The organism is Micromonospora jinlongensis (genome assembly GCF_013410645.1).
GTDB lineage: Bacteria > Actinomycetota > Actinomycetes > Mycobacteriales > Micromonosporaceae > Micromonospora > Micromonospora zamorensis.
This window is the reverse complement of sequence record NZ_JACCHK010000001.1, coordinates 3,275,123-3,291,147: the sequence shown is the minus strand read 5'-3', so window position 1 is coordinate 3,291,147 and position 16,025 is coordinate 3,275,123. Positions and strand designations below refer to the sequence as shown.

Annotated in this window: 13 protein-coding genes; 12 read left to right on the top strand and 1 reads right to left on the bottom strand. The window is 73.5% G+C overall.

From position 1 onward, the window contains the following. Positions 1–36: 36 nt before the first annotated feature. The 7 genes from HNR22_RS14335 (at position 37) to HNR22_RS14305 (ending at position 7,507) form a co-directional block, all read left to right on the top strand. On the top strand, positions 37–861 hold the full coding sequence (locus tag HNR22_RS14335) for a DUF4097 family beta strand repeat-containing protein (RefSeq protein ID WP_179780804.1): 825 nt from the start codon (positions 37–39) through the stop codon (positions 859–861). Then, positions 858–1,469 carry a helix-turn-helix transcriptional regulator gene (locus tag HNR22_RS14330; protein WP_179780803.1) on the top strand — a complete coding sequence of 204 codons (612 nt, stop codon included), beginning with the start codon at positions 858–860 and terminating at the stop codon, positions 1,467–1,469. The genes HNR22_RS14335 and HNR22_RS14330 overlap by 4 nt, the downstream gene beginning before the upstream one ends. Before the next feature lie 86 nt (positions 1,470–1,555). Continuing rightward, positions 1,556–2,257 (top strand): response regulator transcription factor, encoded by a 702-nt coding sequence (locus tag HNR22_RS14325; protein WP_030336721.1) that lies wholly within the window; start codon positions 1,556–1,558, stop codon positions 2,255–2,257. Then, positions 2,254–3,822: an ATP-binding protein gene (locus tag HNR22_RS14320; RefSeq protein ID WP_179780802.1), complete on the top strand. Its 1,569-nt coding sequence runs from the start codon at positions 2,254–2,256 to the stop codon at positions 3,820–3,822. Before HNR22_RS14325 ends, HNR22_RS14320 begins: the two co-directional genes overlap by 4 nt. 62 nt (positions 3,823–3,884) lie before the next feature. Next, positions 3,885–5,441, top strand: coding sequence for a trypsin-like peptidase domain-containing protein (locus HNR22_RS14315; RefSeq protein ID WP_179780801.1), 1,557 nt, complete (start codon positions 3,885–3,887; stop codon positions 5,439–5,441). A gap of 181 nt (positions 5,442–5,622) precedes the next feature. Next, positions 5,623–6,294 carry a BON domain-containing protein gene (locus HNR22_RS14310; protein WP_179780800.1) on the top strand — a complete coding sequence of 224 codons (672 nt, stop codon included), beginning with the start codon at positions 5,623–5,625 and terminating at the stop codon, positions 6,292–6,294. Between the two features lie 157 nt (positions 6,295–6,451). Beyond that, positions 6,452–7,507, top strand: coding sequence for a glycosyltransferase family 4 protein (locus HNR22_RS14305; protein WP_246382171.1), 1,056 nt, complete (start codon positions 6,452–6,454; stop codon positions 7,505–7,507). Between the two features lie 27 nt (positions 7,508–7,534). Here HNR22_RS14305 and HNR22_RS14300 read toward each other — a convergent pair whose 3' ends face one another. Then, the gene (locus HNR22_RS14300) at positions 7,535–8,959 is read right to left on the bottom strand and encodes a protein kinase domain-containing protein (protein ID WP_179780798.1); all 1,425 of its coding nucleotides are present in this window, start codon (positions 8,957–8,959) and stop codon (positions 7,535–7,537) included. A 165-nt stretch (positions 8,960–9,124) separates the two neighbouring features. On the opposite strand from HNR22_RS14300, the gene HNR22_RS14295 reads away from it, so the two are divergent. From HNR22_RS14295 to HNR22_RS14275, 5 genes are all read left to right on the top strand, one after another. After that, positions 9,125–9,958 (top strand): patatin-like phospholipase family protein, encoded by an 834-nt coding sequence (locus HNR22_RS14295; protein ID WP_088949977.1) that lies wholly within the window; start codon positions 9,125–9,127, stop codon positions 9,956–9,958. Continuing rightward, on the top strand, positions 9,958–10,962 hold the full coding sequence (locus tag HNR22_RS14290) for a 1-acyl-sn-glycerol-3-phosphate acyltransferase (RefSeq protein ID WP_179780797.1): 1,005 nt from the start codon (positions 9,958–9,960) through the stop codon (positions 10,960–10,962). The genes HNR22_RS14295 and HNR22_RS14290 overlap by 1 nt, the downstream gene beginning before the upstream one ends. Positions 10,963–11,045: 83 nt before the next feature. Beyond that, positions 11,046–11,366, top strand: coding sequence for a divalent-cation tolerance protein CutA (gene cutA / locus HNR22_RS14285; protein WP_179780796.1), 321 nt, complete (start codon positions 11,046–11,048; stop codon positions 11,364–11,366). A gap of 48 nt (positions 11,367–11,414) precedes the next feature. Then, positions 11,415–14,825: an SCO7613 C-terminal domain-containing membrane protein gene (locus HNR22_RS14280; protein WP_179780795.1), complete on the top strand. Its 3,411-nt coding sequence runs from the start codon at positions 11,415–11,417 to the stop codon at positions 14,823–14,825. A gap of 142 nt (positions 14,826–14,967) precedes the next feature. Next, positions 14,968–16,020 carry a fatty acid desaturase family protein gene (locus HNR22_RS14275; protein ID WP_179780794.1) on the top strand — a complete coding sequence of 351 codons (1,053 nt, stop codon included), beginning with the start codon at positions 14,968–14,970 and terminating at the stop codon, positions 16,018–16,020. The last annotated feature ends 5 nt before the right edge of the window (positions 16,021–16,025 follow it).

The window sequence follows — 16,025 nt, the reverse complement described above, 5'->3', positions numbered from 1 at the left end:
GGCGCGTGTCCGCGCGTCGTCGAGGGGAGGAAACCCATGGCCGGATGGACGGTCGAGAGCCCCCAGCGGCTCACCGTGGACGGCCCGGTCACCCGGCTGGGCGTCCGCCTGGTGAGCGGCCGGCTCAACGTGGTCGCTACCGACGGCCCGACCCGGATCGACGTCACGCAGGTCGGTCGCCGGCCGGTCCTGATCGACCACGCCGACGGCCGGCTCACCATCCGCCAGGAGCGCGGCCATGGCTGGACGGACGTCCTGCGCTGGTTCCGGATGATCCACCGCTACCCCCGGGTGGACGTCTCCCTCGCCGTGCCCGCCGACGTCCTCGCCGACCTGGGGCTGGTCGCGGGCTCGGTGGTCGCCTCCGGTCTGCGCCGGCAGACCACGGTGCACGTGACCGCCGGCCAGATCACCCTGATGGGCCTGCGCGGCAACACGTCCGCGACGATCACCTCCGGGCCGGTGGAGGCTCTCGGCGTCCGGGGCGACCTCACTCTGGAGACGGTCTCCGGGGAGGTGATCCTCGCCGACAGCGCCGCCGAGCGGGTGCGGGCGCAGACCGTCTCCGGCGCGATCACCTGCGACCTGGACAACCCCCGGCGCAGCGAGATCCGGTTGACCACCATCTCGGGCAGCATCACCGTCCGGGTCCGCGAGGACAGCGACCTCGCCGTCCAGCTGCACACCGCCTCGGGCCGGATCACCAGCGGCTTTCCGCAGGTACGCACCTCGACGTTCCCACTGCGCAGCAGCGAGGGAGTGCTCGGCGCCGGCGAAGGTAAGCTCTGGGCTTCCGCGACCTCGGGGAGCATCGCCCTGCTCGCCCGAGCGGTCGACAACGACGGGGAGGAGCTGCCGTGACCGCCGTGTTCAGCCACGGACGGCTCCGGCTCTACCTCCTCAAGCTCCTCGACGACGGCCCGAAGCACGGGTACGAGCTGATCCGCCTCCTGGAGGACCGGTTCCTCGGGCTCTACGCGCCCAGCGCCGGCACCATCTATCCCCGTCTGCAACGGCTGGAGGCCGAAGGGCTGGTCAGCCACACCGCGGCCGGCGGCCGCAAGACGTACGACATCACCGACGCCGGCCGTGCCGAGCTGCACCAGCGGGCCGGTGAGCTGACCGAGTTGGAATCGGACATCGCGGCCTCGGTGGCCGATCTCTCCAGCCTGGCCGGCGAGATCCGCAGCGAGGTGCGCGGGTCGGTACGCGACCTCAAACGGGAGCTGAGCGAGGCCACCCGGCAGACCCGGCGTACCCGGTGGGAGGCCCCCGCGGCGCCGCTCCGGCCGACGTCGACTGCCGGGCCACAGGCCGCGTTGCTCGACGAACTCGACCAGCGGCTGGCCACGTTCACCGCCGAGGTGAGCCGGCTCGTGCGCGCCCGACAGTTCAGCGAAACCCAGCTGAGCACCGCCATCCGGCTGCTCGACGGCGCCTTGGACGGGCTGCGCCGCCTGCTGCGCTGAGCAGGGTCAAGGGCCGGGTCACGACTCACAGGGATTTTCCAGGAACCATCCAGCGCCGGCGCAGTGACGTCACCGATGATGGGCCCATGCCCGCTACCCAGACCGAGGCGCGACTCCTCGTCGTCGAGGACGACCCCAACATCCTCGAACTGCTCTCCGCGAGCCTGCGGTTCGCGGGCTTCGACGTGGCCACCGCGACCAGTGGGAGCGCGGCGCTCAACGCCGCCAAGGACCACCGGCCCGACCTGGTGGTGCTCGACGTGATGCTCCCCGACCTGGACGGCTTCGAGGTCATCCGGATGCTCCGCGAGGGCGGCACGCGTACCCCGGTGGTCTTCCTGACCGCCCGGGACGCCACCGACGACAAGATCCGTGGGTTGACCCTGGGCGGCGACGACTACGTCACGAAGCCGTTCAGCCTGGAGGAGCTGACCGCCCGGATCCGGGCCGTGCTGCGCCGCACCACCACCGGCGAGCAGGCCCCGTCCCGGCTCACCTTCGCCGACCTGGAGTTGGACGAGGAGACCCACGAGGTGCACCGGGCCGGCCAGCGCGTCCAGCTCTCGCCGACGGAGTTCAAGCTGCTGCGCTACCTGATGCTCAACGCCAACCGGGTGCTGTCCAAGGCGCAGATCCTCGATCACGTCTGGAACTACGACTTCCGTGGTGACGACAACATCGTCGAGTCCTACATCTCCTACCTGCGACGCAAGGTCGACACCACCCAGCCCCGGCTGATCCACACCCTTCGCGGCGTCGGGTACGTGCTGCGCAAGCCGGCGGCGTGAACCGGGTCCAGCAGGCGAAAGGGCGGGTCCGCAGCGTCCCGCTGCGGGTGAAGCTGGTCGCCTCGGTGCTCGCGCTGGTCTCCGGCGCCCTGGTGGTGATCAGCGTCTCGACCGCGTACTTCCTGCACAACTACCTGGTCGACCAGATCGACCTGGAGCTGCGCGAGTCGGCCGACCGGATCCAGTCGATCATGCCCTCATCGAACACGAACTCCGTTTCGTTGCCCAGCGACTACGTGGTCGTGCTGACCAGCCCGTCGACAGGCAAGGTGCAGGGCTTCGCGTACGACACGTCCCGCTTCCAGACGAAGGATCTGCCGCCGTGGCCGGACGACGCGGCCGGGTTCGCGGCACAGGAGCGGGAGCAGGACGGCAAGCCGCGCACCGTCCACGCGCGGGACAGTTCGGTGCGCTGGCGGATGCTCTACACCGAGTTGCAGAACGGCCAGATGGCGGCCATCGGCGAGCACCTGACCGACGTCGACTCCGCCGTCAAGCGGCTGGCCTGGATCGACCTGCTGGTCGGCGGTGCGGTGCTGATCACGTTGGCCTCGGTCGGCGCGGCGATCGTCCGGACCAGCCTCAAACCGTTGGTGGAGATCGAACGCACCGCCGCCGCGATCGCCGGCGGTGACCTGACACGCCGGGTGCCCGACCCGGAGGAGGGTCAGGCCGAGCCAACCTCGGAGCTGGGCCGGCTCTCCCGTGCGCTGAACGCGATGCTCACCCAGATCGAGGCGGCGTTCACCGCCCGAGCCGCCTCGGAGACCTCGGCGCGCTGGGCGGAGAGCGCCGCCCGGGACGCCGCCGCCTCCGCTCAGGCGTCCGAGGCGCGGGCCCGCCGCTCCGAGGAGCGGATGCGGCAGTTCGTCGCCGACGCCTCCCACGAGCTGCGTACTCCGCTCACCACCATTCGCGGCTTCGCCGAGCTGTACCGGCAGGGTGCGGCCCGTGCGCCGGAGCAGACCGCCGGTCTGCTGCGCCGGATCGAGGACGAGGCGGCCCGGATGGGGCTGCTGGTGGAGGACCTGCTGCTGCTCGCCCGGTTGGACATGGAACGGCCGCTCTCGCTGACCCCGGTGGAGTTGCCGGTGCTCGCATCCGACGCGGTGCAGGCCGCGCGGGCGATGGCACCGGATCGGCGGATCGAGCTGGAGATCGAGCCGGACGCGGGCCCGCTCGTCGTGTCCGCCGATGACGCGCGGCTGCGCCAGGTGATCGGCAACCTGGTCACCAACGCGCTGACCCACACCCCGCCGGACGCCGACATCCGCGTGCGGTTGCACAGCGAACCGGGCGGTTTCGCCGTGGTGGAGGTCGCCGACACCGGCCCGGGCCTCTCCCCGGAGCAGGCCGAACGGGTCTTCGAACGTTTCTACCGGGCCGACGCGGCGCGGACGCGGCGAGCCGACGGCAACACCGGCACCGGCCTCGGCCTGGCCATCGTGGCGGCGCTGGTCGCCGCCCACCACGGCTCGGTCTCGGTAGCCGAGACGCCCGGTGGTGGCGCCACCTTCCGGGTCCGGCTCCCGCTGCTGGCACAGATCGACGCGGCGGACGAGTGACTTTCAGCCAACTTCCAGGACGGTTCCAGGTTGATCGCAGTGCGGAGGGAGAAGGTAGTTCCATGACCGAGTTCGAGTCCGACCCGCAGCGCCGGCCGGCCCCCACCGACGCCGAGCCGTCGCACCCCACCGCCGAGCTGCCGCGTGACGAGCGCGCGCAGTCCGACTCCCCGACCACTCCCGTCCAGGTCGTCCCGACCGCCGGTGACGACACCACGGCCGTCACTCCCGCCGCGCCCGCCGCTCAGCCGGCCGCCCCCCAGCTGACCGGGTACGAGCCGCCGGCCGCCACCCCGTCCGCGCCGCCGTACCCGGTCTCCGGCTACCCGGCGCCCGGCCAGCACGGCTACCCGCAGCCGACCGCCGGCCACCACCCCGGCGCGCCCTGGTACGCGGGCCAGCAGTCCGGCTGGGCCGGCGGGGGCCAGCCGGGCGCCTACCCGCAGCACGGGCAGCACACCCAGCACCTCGGCCAGCACGGCCAGCACCCCGGGCAGCAGCCGGGCCAGCCGGTCCCGCCGTGGGGCCCGCAGGTCGCGCCGCCCGGCAGTGGCCCGCGGCCGAGTCGGATCGCCAAGTTCGCCGGAGCGGGCGTCGCGGTGTTCGCCCTGATGCTCGGCTCGGGCGTCGCCGGCGGTGCTCTCGCCCTCGCCCTCGACGGGGACGGCGGCGGCATCACCCGCACCTACTCGGCGGCGCCGGTCATCAACAGCGCCGACCTCCCGAAGATCGCCGCTTCCGTGCAGGACAGCGTCGTCTCGATCACCACCGACAGCGGCGAGGGCTCCGGGGTGGTGCTCAGCGCCGACGGGTACGTGCTGACCAACAACCACGTGGTCGCCAACGCCGCCGGTGGCGCCGTACAGGTGATCTTCGCCGACGGCAAGAAGGCCGACGCGAAGATCATCGGTACCGACCCGAAGACGGACCTGGCCGTGGTGAAGGCCAACGGGGTCAGCGACCTCAAGCCGGCCAAGTTCGGCGACAGCGACGCCATGCAGGTCGGTGACCAGGTGCTCGCCCTGGGCAGCCCGCTCGGCCTCCAGGGTTCGGTGACCTCCGGCATCCTCAGCGCCCGGGACCGCACCATCCGGGCCGGCGAGGGTCAGCCGCAGGACCCGACCCAGCAGCAGAGCCAGGCCGTCAGCTCGATCTCCGGCCTGCTCCAGACCGACGCGCCGATCAACCCGGGCAACTCCGGCGGCGCGCTGGTCAACACCCGGGGCGAGGTGATCGGCGTCAACACCGCCATCGCCACCTCCGGGCAGAGCACCGGCAACATCGGCGTCGGTTTCGCCATCCCCAGCAACAAGGCCAAGGACGTCGCGGGCAAGCTCCAGCGCGGCGAGAAGGTCAGCCACCCGTCGCTCGGGGTGGGCGTCAACCAGGCCGAGGGCGGCGGCGCGCTCGTCGCGTCGGTCACCCCGGGCAGCCCGGCCGAGAAGGCCGGCCTCCAGCGTGGCGACGTCGTCACCCGATTCGGCGACAAGCCGGTCAACGACTCGGACGACCTGGTCGGCGCGGTGCAGGCCGGCAAGGTCGGCGACCGGGTCGAGGTGCAGTTCAAGCGGAACGGCGCCGAGAAGTCGGTAACCGTGACGCTCGCCGAGACGTCCTGACAGACAACTGAACCTGCTTCCTCCCTCCGGCGGCGGGTGGCGGGGCCGAGGGGGTCGGCTCCGTCACCCGCCGCTTTTTTCCGCCCGGCGGCGGTTCACCCGGATCGGGTGAACCGCCGTCACCCGGGTTTCCGGCACTTTCGGCTGGAGTCTCGGCGACCGGGAACCGGGGGTGGGTGCCATGACCGGGGTGGTGGATGTCCGCGAGGACCAGCGGATCCAACGCGACGTCCTGGCGCAGTTGGCCTGGGACGCCCAGCTGCAACCGAACGAGATCGGCGTGAGCGTCGACCAGGGAGTGGTCACCCTGACCGGGTTCGTGGACGGTGCCGCTCGCAGTTGGGCCGCGACCCGGTGCGCACAGCGGGTCCGGGGCGTCCGGGCGGTGGCCGACGAGATCGAGGTGCGGCTGCCCGGTACGCCGGGGCGTACCGACGCCGAGGTTGCCCTCGCCGCGTCCCGGGCGTTGGAGTGGGACAGCTTCGTGCCCGCCGAGCGGCTGGACGTGACAGTGGCCAACGGCTGGCTGATGCTGCGCGGTGAGGTCGAGTTCGGCTGGCAGCGGCGCGCCGCCGAGGGCGAGTTGCGCCGGCTCGACGGCGTACGGGGTCTCACCAACCTGATCGAGGTACGACCTCCGGCAGCACCGGTCGCCGACGGGTTGCGACGGGACGTGCAGCGGGCGCTGATGCGCACGCTCGGTGCGGAGCGGGTGACCGTCGAGGTGGACGGCGACACGCTCGTCCTCGCCGGGGTCGTCCGATCCTGGTGGGAACGCGAGCAGGTCGAGCGCGTGGCCTGGTCCGCCCCCGGCGTGCGGGCAGTCCACGACCAGATCCTGGTGGGCGGGTGAGCGTCCGCCTTGTCCGGTTTACCCGTGACGTCACTGGGAAATCGCCGCCGACCGTCCGGACCGTCTGTGACGCCGCACCGGGGATCAACGGGGAGGACTCGTGGCCGTGAACCACTCGCCTGCGGGCCGCCCGGAAGAGCGGTCGTTGCGCATCGCGATGGTGGTTCCCCCCTGGTTGTCCGTTCCGCCGCCCGGCTACGGCGGCCTCGAACAGGTCGTCGCCGCCCTGGTGGACGCGCTCTGCCGGCAGGGGCACGAGGTCACGTTGTTCGGTGCCGGTGACGACCACGGCACGGCGGCCCAGGGCTTCGTCTCCACCGTCCCCGAGGTGCAGTACGAGCGGCTCGGCGAGTCACTGCCGGAGCTGGCTCACCTGGCCCGGGTGAATCGGCTGATCACGGCGGCCGACTTCGACGTCATCCACGACCACACCACGATCGGCCCGCTGGTCGCCGGCCGCCGGGCGGTGCCGACGGTCGCGACCGTGCACGGCAACCCCGTGGGGGAGTACGGGGACGTGCTCAGCGACATCGACTCCGGCGTGGCCCTGGTGGCGATCTCGCACGCCCAGCGTCGGCTGAACACCGACCTGCCCTGGGCCGGCACTGTGCACAACGCGCTGGACATCCGTGGCTTTCCGCGTAAGACCAGGCCCGGGACGGGACCGGTGCTGTGGCTGGCCCGCTTCAGCCCGGACAAGGGCCCCGAGGTCGCCATTCGGGCGTGCCGGGAGGCAGGGGTGCCCCTGCTGCTGGCCGGCAAGTGCAACGAGCCGGCCGAGCGCCGCTACTACGAGCAGGTCGTCGCGCCGCTGGTCGACGAGACCGTGACGGTCGTGCTCAACGCCGGCCGCGCGGAGACGCTGCGGATGCTCGTCGACGCCCGTTGCCTGATCATGCCGATCCAGTGGGACGAGCCGTTCGGCATGGTGATGCTGGAGGCGATGGCGACCGGCACACCGGTGGTTGCCCTCAACCGGGGGGCCGTGCCGGAGCTGATCCGGCCCGGGCTGACCGGGCTGGTCTGTGAAGGGCCGGAGGAACTGGCCGCGGCGGTGCTCGCGGCGGAGCTGCTCGACCCGGAGGACTGCGTGGCGCACGTCGCGGAGAACTTCTCGGTCGAGCGGATGGCGGAGGGTTACGCGGCGATCTTCCGACGCTTCGCCGCCGGCCGGTACGACATCCGCGAATCGGCCCGGGTCCCGGCCCGCTGACCCGCCCACCCCGGCGCGTCCGCGCGGTCAGACCTCGGCACCGCCCAGCTCAACGATGGCGGCGTCGAGCCGAGACGCGTACGCCGGACTGATGCCGCCCTCGCCGAGGCGGACCGCGACCTTCTCGCGCAGCCGGGCCACCGGTGGCGCCAGCTCGTCGCGGCCGGAGCTGACCGCAGCGGTCAGGTTGCGCAGCTCGTTGCGCAGGTCGAGGCCCACATCGTCGCGGATCTCCCCGGCGCCCAGCCCGGCGCTGATCAGCCCGTCGACCCGGTTGGCGGCCTCGACGAGGGTGCCCGGATCCGAGGCCGGCGAGCCGGTGCTCGGCTTCGTCGGCGGCGTGGACGCGCTCGGCGCGGACGACGCGGGGACCGGTTGGTCGCTCGGCGGGGTGGTCGCCGGGGCGACCGAGGGCTGCGTCCGGGGTCTCGGCTCATCCTCGGGCAGAAGGGCCACACCGGCCAGCGTCACACCGACGGCCAGGACGAGCAGCAGCACCAGCCGTCGACGGGACCAGCCCGAACCGGCGGCTGGCCCTCCCGCCGCGGCTGGCACGGTGGCCGGCTGCGGCGGCAGGGGCCGGGTGGGCACCCGGATGGTCGCGGCCGGGGGATCGGCGGGCAGCAGCTGGTCGCGCAGCGCGGCGGCGACCTGCCGTGCGGTCGGCCGGTCGGCCGGGTTGCGGGCGAGGCTGCGCAGGCAGATCCGGGCCACCGGTGGGGGCAGGTCCGGCAGGTCGGCGAGCGTGGGCGGCGGGCCGGCGGCCAGCGCGGCGCTGAGTTGCTCCCAGGTGTCCGCCGGGTACGGGACCCGGCCGGTGAGGGCCTCGTGCAGCAGCACGCCGAGTGAGTACACGTCGGTGGACGGCTGGGCCGGTGCGCCGTCGAGGCGTTCCGGGGCGACGTACGCCGGCGTGCCGAACGTCTCGCCGTCCTCGTCCTCGTCGGGCGCGCCGATCCGGGTGGCGATGCCGAAGTCGAGCACCTTGACGCCCGTCGCGGTCATCATCACGTTGGCCGGGGTGACGTCCCGGTGCACGATGCCGAGCCGGTGCGCCGCGGCCAGCGCCTCCGCGACCTGGGCACCCACCTCGATCGCCTCGGCCAACGGCAGCGGCCCCTCGGTGAGCCGCAGCTCCAACTCCTCGCCGCTCAGCAGCTCCATCACCACGAACGAGGTGATGGAGCCGTCCGGATCGACCGTCTCGCCGTAGTCGTGCACCGACGTCAGATGCGGGTGCACCAACTGGGCGGCGGCCCGGGCCTCCTCGCGCACCATGCCCCGGAACCGCGCGTCGGCGGCCAGCGAGGGGGCGAGCACCTTGAGCGCGACGAGCCGGTCCAGCACCTCGTCCCGGGCACGCCAGATGACCGACATGCCGCCGGCGCCGATCTGGTCGAGAAGTCGGTATCTGCGAGCCAGTAACCGGCCCGGATGCAGTGCTGCCTTCACCGATCGCACCTGCCTCAGGGGTGGGAGCCGTATCAGGTTGCGCGAATGTCTCCGGCCTGTCAACGCCGTCACCGTCCGCTGTCGACGGGCGGTGCCTGCCGTGCGCCGACCGCCCGGTGCCGGTGGCCGGCAGGTCGGCTGCGCGCCCGTGCCAGGATGGGAGGCATGGCGGCGGGACCGGTGGCATTCGTGCTCGGCGGCGGGGGCGTGCTCGGCGCGGTCGAGGTGGGCATGTTGCGGGCGCTGTTCCGCGCCGGCATCACACCCGACATGGTGCTCGGCACCTCGATCGGCGCGGTGAACGGCGCACTGGTCGCCGCCGACCCGACGGAGGCGGTGACCGACCGGCTGGTCCGGCTCTGGGCCTCGCCGGAGGCCAGCGAGGTGTACGGCGACTCGGTCGCCCGGCAGTTGCGCCGTTTCGCCGCCCGTACCCACCTGCACTCTCGCCGGCCGCTGCGCCGGCTGCTGGAGACCGAGCTGGGCGTGGACACCACCTTCGCCGACCTGCGGGTGCCGTTCCGCTGCTGCGCCGCCCACATCGAGCGGGCGGCCGAGCACTGGTTCGACAGCGGCCCGGTGGTGCCGGCGGTGCTGGCGTCGGCGTCGGTGCCGGGTCTGCTCCCACCCATGGAGATCGACGGCGCGCACTACGTGGACGGGGGCATCGTCAACTCCATCCCCATCGGCGAGGCGGTGGCCGTCGGCGCCCGCCGGATCTACGTCCTCCAGGTGGGTCGGATCGAACGGGAGCTGACACCGCCCCGCCGGCCATGGGAGATCGCGCAGGTCGCGTTCGAGATCTCCCGCCGGCACCGCTTCTTCCGGGAGATGGCGGCCCTACCCGAGGGGGTGGAGGTACACGTCCTGCCAACCGGAGGGCTGAACCCCCGCGACGACACACCGTGGGCGTACCGGGACATGGCGGCGGTGGGGCGGCGGATCAGTCGGGCGTACACCGCCTCCCGGCGCTACCTCGCCACCCACCTGGAGCGATGATGCCGCTGCCCCCCAGGTGGCTGCGTCGGTTGCTGTTCGCCCCCGCCGTGGTGGCGCTCGCGTTCGTCGTGGTCACCACGTTGCCGATCTGGGCGCTGCTCGCCGCCGCCGCGTCCCCGCTCGTCCCGGGTCGGTTGCGTCCGCTGCGGCTGCTCTGGATCGGCTGCGTCTACCTGGTCTGGGATGCCGCCGCGCTGCTCGCGCTGTTCCTGCTCTGGGTCGCCTCCGGCTTCGGCTGGCGGACCCGGTCCCCGGCCTTCCAGCGCGCACACTACGTGCTGGCCGGCTGGTTCCTGCGGGTGCTGTTCTGGCAGGCCCACTGGACCCTGCGGTTGCGCATCGACGTGGTGGGCACCGACCCGGACACGGCGCTGCCCGGCCGGCCCGAGTTGGTGCTCTGCCGGCACGCCGGGCCGGGCGACTCGTTCATCCTGATCCACGGGCTGGTCAACTGGTTCAACCGGGAGCCACGGATCGTCCTCAAGGACACCCTCCAGTGGGACCCGGCGATCGACGTGCTGCTCAACCGGCTGCCCAACCGGTTCATCGCGCCGACGCCGGAGCGCGGCGAGGAGACGGTACGCCAGGTCGGGCACCTGGCCGCCGGCCTGGACGACAACGACGCGTTCGTGATCTTCCCCGAGGGTGGCAACTTCACCCCCAAACGACGACTGCGTGCCATCGCACGCCTGCGTTCCCTCGGGCTGGAACGGATGGCGCTGCGCGCCGAGCGGATGCGTCACGTGCTCGCCCCGCAGCCCGGCGGAATGCTCGCCGCGCTGGACGCCGCCCCGGACGCCGGGGTCATCTTCGTCGCCCACACCGGGTTGGACCGGATGCTCACCGTCGCCGACGTCTGGCGGGAGCTGCCCATGGACAAGCGGATCGTGATGCGGTTCTGGTCGGTGCCACCGGAGGAGGTGCCGGCCGGGCGGCAGGAACGCATCGACTGGCTCTTCGACTGGTGGGCGCGGATCGATGCCTGGATCGCGTCTAACCGGTGAGCGCGAGGAGTGCAGCGCAGCGGAGCCCCGCAGTCGCGAGCGAAAAGCGGGCTCAGCACCACCTTGCCGCGTAGGGTGCGGTCGTGGATCAGATCTGCGTGGTGACGACGGTGGTGGATGCGCGTTCGGTCGCCGACGTGCTGGCGGCTGCGGCCGTCGCCGGCAGGCTCGCCGCCTGTGCCCAGGTGGGTGGTCAGGTGGACAGCACCTACTGGTGGAGGTCCGGCGTGGAGACCAGCACCGAGTGGTCGGTGCAGTTCAAGACCGCACCCGACCGGCTCTCCGCGTTGGTGGACCAGATCCGGGTCAGCCATCCGTACGAGGTGCCGGAGATCCTGGTGTCCAGGGTGGAGAGCGGCGACCCGGCGTACGCCACCTGGGTGCACGAGCACACCCGACCCTGAGTACGCGCACTCTGGGCCGCACCCCGGTCGGCTTCCGATGATGACCGGGTGGACGACACCCGCTATCCCTGCCCCGCCTGCGGTGCTCCGGCCGACCTGACCGTCGGGTGCACCGGCTGTTCCCGTGCGCCCGACCCGACCGCCGCCGAGGTGGTCCGGCTGAGCCGCGAGATCGCCCAGCTTGAGCCGCAGGTGGAACGGGCTCGTCACGCGTACACCGAGCTGGCTGGTCGCCTGTCGGCAGTGTCGCGGCGGCGGGCCGAGCTTGCGGCGGTCGTCCGTGCGGGGTTGGCCGCCTCCGCCGGGGCACGCCCGGCGCCTCTCGTCGGGCCGGTGCCAGCTCTCGTCCCGGTCGCGGCGCCGGGCGCGGCCGAAACCTCGACCCGGACCGTCCAGGGTCTGCTCTTCGTCCTCGGTGGACTCCTGCTGGGCACCGCGGCGGTCGTGTTCACCGCGGTGGCCTGGGCGGCGGTGGGAGTCGGCGGACGGGCGTCGATCCTGGCCGCGCTCACCGCGCTCGCGCTCGCCGTGCCGCTGCTGGCGGTCCGTCGAGGTTTGCGGGGCACCGCGGAGACCTTCGCCGCGGTGGGTCTGCTGCTGGTGGTGCTGGACGGTTACGCGGCCTGGTCGGTGGACCTGGCCGGGGTGGCCGGGTGGCCGGGCAGCCGGTACGCCGCGCTGGTCGGGGGGGCCAGCGCGGCGGTCGCCGTCGCGTACGGCCGGTGGAGCGGGTTGACCGGGCCCTGGTTCGCCGCGCTGCTGGCCGCCCAGCCGGTGCTGCCGTTGCTCGCCGTCGGGGTCGAACCGGGTGCCGCCGGTTGGTCACTGGTCCTGCTGGGGGTGGCGCTGGTGAACCTGGCCGTGCTGGCCACGCTGCGCGGCCGGGACGGGGTGGCGTCACTCGTCGGCAGGGTGTCGGCCGGGATCGGTCACGTCGCCGCGCTCGTCGGTGCCGCTGGCTGCGCCCTGACGCCGCTGATCCTCGGACGGGCGGCAGGTTCGCCACTGCTGGCCGGGTTGCCGCTGCTGCTGGTCGCGTTGACCGGGTTCGGTGCGGCCTGGCTGGTCGGCGGGCGGGCGCTGCGGGCGGTGGCCGCCGGGCTGCTGGTGCCGGTGCTCGCCGCCGCCCTGCTGCGCCCGGTGGCCGAGCTGCGGCCGTCCCTGCTGCTGCTCGCGGCGGCGACGGTGGCGCTCGGTCTGGCCGCCGCGGTGCGGGCCCTGCCGGTCAGGTCCGGAGCGGAGGTGGCGGGCGCCGGTGGTTGGCTTACCGGCCCGCGCGCCGGGGCGCTGCTGGTCGCGGCGGGCACGGCGCAGGTGGCCGCGCTGGTCACCGCCGCGCTGGCGGTCGCCGCCGCAGGCCGGTCGCTGCCGCCGTGGCGGGGAGCCGGCAGGGGACCGGACCTGGACTGGGGCTGGCAGCTTGCACCCGCCGTGGCGTTGGGGGTCGGCGCGACGGTGCTGCTGCTGCCCCGGCGGGCCCGAGCGGCGCTCGCCACGGCCGGCGCGGTGGCGGTGCTGCTGGCCCTGCCGGCCGGGTGGACGGCCACCTGGCCGCAGGTCCTCGCCGTCGACCTGGTCGGCGGGGTCGCACTGCTGCTCGCCGTCCTGATCCGCCCGGCGACCCACCCGGCCTCCCTGCTCACCCGTGCGCTCGGCGGTGCCGTCCTGCTCGGGCACGGGCTGTTGGTCGCCCTGGCCGCCCCGGCCGGTGTGCTGGTGACGCTCGCCGTCATCGCCCTGGTCGGGCTGGCACTGGCCGTTCGGCGGGGCACCGGGCCGTACCGGCAGGTGGCCGGTGTTGGTCTGCTGGTCGCGCAGCTCGCGCTGCCCGGCATCGCGGCGGTGGCGTCGTTCGCCGTGGGCGCGCCGCCCTGGTGGCAGGCGCGGTTCGCGCTGATCGCCGCCGGGCTGCCGCTGGTCGCGGTGCTCGCGGCGCGTCGCCAGCGGGTGGAGCTGATCGGGTACGCGGTGACCGGCGCGCTGGTCGCCATGACCGTGCCCGGCATCGCCCCGCTGGTCGTGGCGGGGAACGAGCCGATCGCGCTGTACGCCGCGTTGGCGGCGCTGGGGGTCGCCCTCGTCGTCCGCTGGGATCGGCAGGAGGACACCGCCGACCGGTCGGTCCCGGTGGTGGTGGCGGGCGGCGCGCTGGCGGTGGTCGCCGTGCTGGCGGCTCTGCCGAGAGTGCTGACCGCGCTCGTGTCGCCGTACGGCGGCCCGGGACGGGTCTGGTCGGGGGTGCCCGGGGTCGTCGCCGAGCCGGCAGCGCTGCCCGTCGGGTTGGCGCTGGTCGTGCTGGCGGTGGCCGCCGTGCTCGCCGGCCGGCGGGTCCGCCCACCGGTGCTGCCCGCGCTGCCGTTCGTCGCGGCGGCGCTGCCGGTGCTGCTCGTCGCGGTCGGAGCGCCGTGGCCGGTGCTGCCTGCCGCCGTGCTGCTCGCCGGATCGGCCGCGCTGCTGCTCGCCGCTCTGACCGCGCCTCGCCCGGCGCTCGCACCGATCGCCGTACCCCTGGGTGTGGTGTTGGCCGCCTCCGGTGTGGCGGGGCTGCTCGCCACCCGAGCCGGTTCGCTCGCTGCCGAGGGGGTGCTGTTGGTGGTGGCGGTGGTCGTCGCCGTCGGGGGGCGCACGATCGAGGTACGGGTAGCCGGGTGTCTCGCCGCGGTGGGTGCCGCGTCCGCGTTGGCGGTGACCGCCTCGCTGGTCGGAGGGCTGCCGTTGCGGGCCGCCGCGTACCCCCTGTTGGCGGTGGCCGCGCTGGTGCTGGCCGTCGCCGCCGCGACCACCCCGGCGCGGGGCCTGGTCGGGCGGGTGCTGGACGCTGCCGCGCAGGCCGTGGCACTGGTGGCGGCGGTGCTCACCGTCGAGGCGGCGCGACACCTCGCCACGGCGTGCGTGCTGTGGGGTGCCGCCGTGGCGCTGCGGTTGCTGCGCCGGGGTGAGCCGGCCGGCCGGCGGTGGGCGTTCGCCGGCATCGCCGCCGGTAGCGAGCTGCTCGGGGCATGGGTGTTGCTGGCCGCCGGTGGGGTGACGGTGCTGGAGGCGTACACCCTGCCGGCAGCCGCGCTCGCCGTCGGCGCGGGCCTGCTGGCGTTGCGGACCAGGCCGGGGCTGACCAGCTGGCCGGCCCTCGGCCCAGGGCTGGTCGCGGCGCTGCTGCCGACCCTCGTGTCGGTGCTGACCGGGCCGGACCCGCAGCCGGTGCGGCGACTGCTCCTCGGCGCGGCGGCGCTGGGCGCTGTCCTGGCCGGGGCGACCCGCCGATGGCAGGCGCCGGTGCTGCTCGGCGGTGGCGTGCTGACGCTGCTGGCGCTGCACGAGTTGGCCCGGGGGTGGGATCTGCTGCCCCGGTGGATCTACCTCGGGGTCGGCGGGCTGGCGCTGGTCGGTCTCGCGGCCACCTACGAGCGGCGGCGGCGTGACCTGGCCCGCTTGCGGGCCATGGTGGCCCGACTGGGTTGAGCCGTATCAGTGGGGGTAGGGCTCTCCCTACCCCCTACTCGGGGGTTGCCTGGGTTACTCAGCGCTACCGAGACCGGGAGACTTGACAATAAGCCCGAACCACCCCGGTACGGGCGCAAGCGGATCGGGAACGGGAGCAGCGATGGCGCTCGGAGCGGTGGCGGAACCGCCGGTACGACGGCGAGGCAGTGACTACGCACAGTTGTCCCGACGGATCAGCCAGGCGGGCCTGTTGGAGCGGCGCCCCGGCTGGTACGTCGCCCGCATCGTGCTCACCCTCGGGGCCTTCGTGGCCGGCTGGGTGGCCGTGTTCCTGCTCGGCGACTCCTGGTGGCAGCTGCCGCTCGCGGCCCTGATGGCGGTGGCCACCACCCAGGTCGCGTTCCTCGGTCACGACGCCGGGCACCGCCAGATGTTCCGTCGGCGCGGTCCCAGCGAGCTGGTCGGGTTGTTCGCCGGCAACGCGGCGGTGGGAATCAGCTTCGGCTGGTGGGTCGACAAGCACAACCGGCACCACGCCAACCCGAACCACGAGGACGAGGACCCGGACGTCGGCGCGGGCGCGCTGGTGTGGACGCCCGAGCAGGCGCTGGAGACCCGGGGGATCAACCGCTGGATGGCCAAGCGGCAGGCGTACCTCTTCTTCCCGATGCTCCTGCTGGAGGGTCTGAGCCTGCACGTGGCGAGCATCCGGGCGATCGTCGGGCGTGACTCGGACGGCCGGTACACCACCCCGATGCGGCACCGGGCGGTCGAGGCGGTGCTGCTCGTCGCACACACCGCCGGTTACGTGGCACTGCTGTTGGCGGTCATGTCGCCGGTCAAGGCGCTGCTCTTCGCCGTCGTGCACCAGGCACTGTGGGGCCTCTACATGGGGTGTGCGTTCGCGCCGAACCACAAGGGCATGCCGATGCCGACCGCCGAGGACGAGCTGGACTTCCTGCGCAAGCAGGTGCTGACCTCCCGTAACGTGCGGGGCAGCCGGATGGTGGACACCGTGCTGGGCGGGCTCAACTACCAGATCGAGCACCACCTGTTCCCGAACATGCCCCGCGCCAACCTGCGGCGGGCGCAACCGATCGTCCGCGCCTACTGCGCGGAGCAGGGCATCCCGTACGCCGAGACCGGGCTGGTCGAGTCGTACCGGCAGGCGCTCGGTCACCTGCACGAGGTGGGACAGCCGCTGCGCGGCTGAGCAGA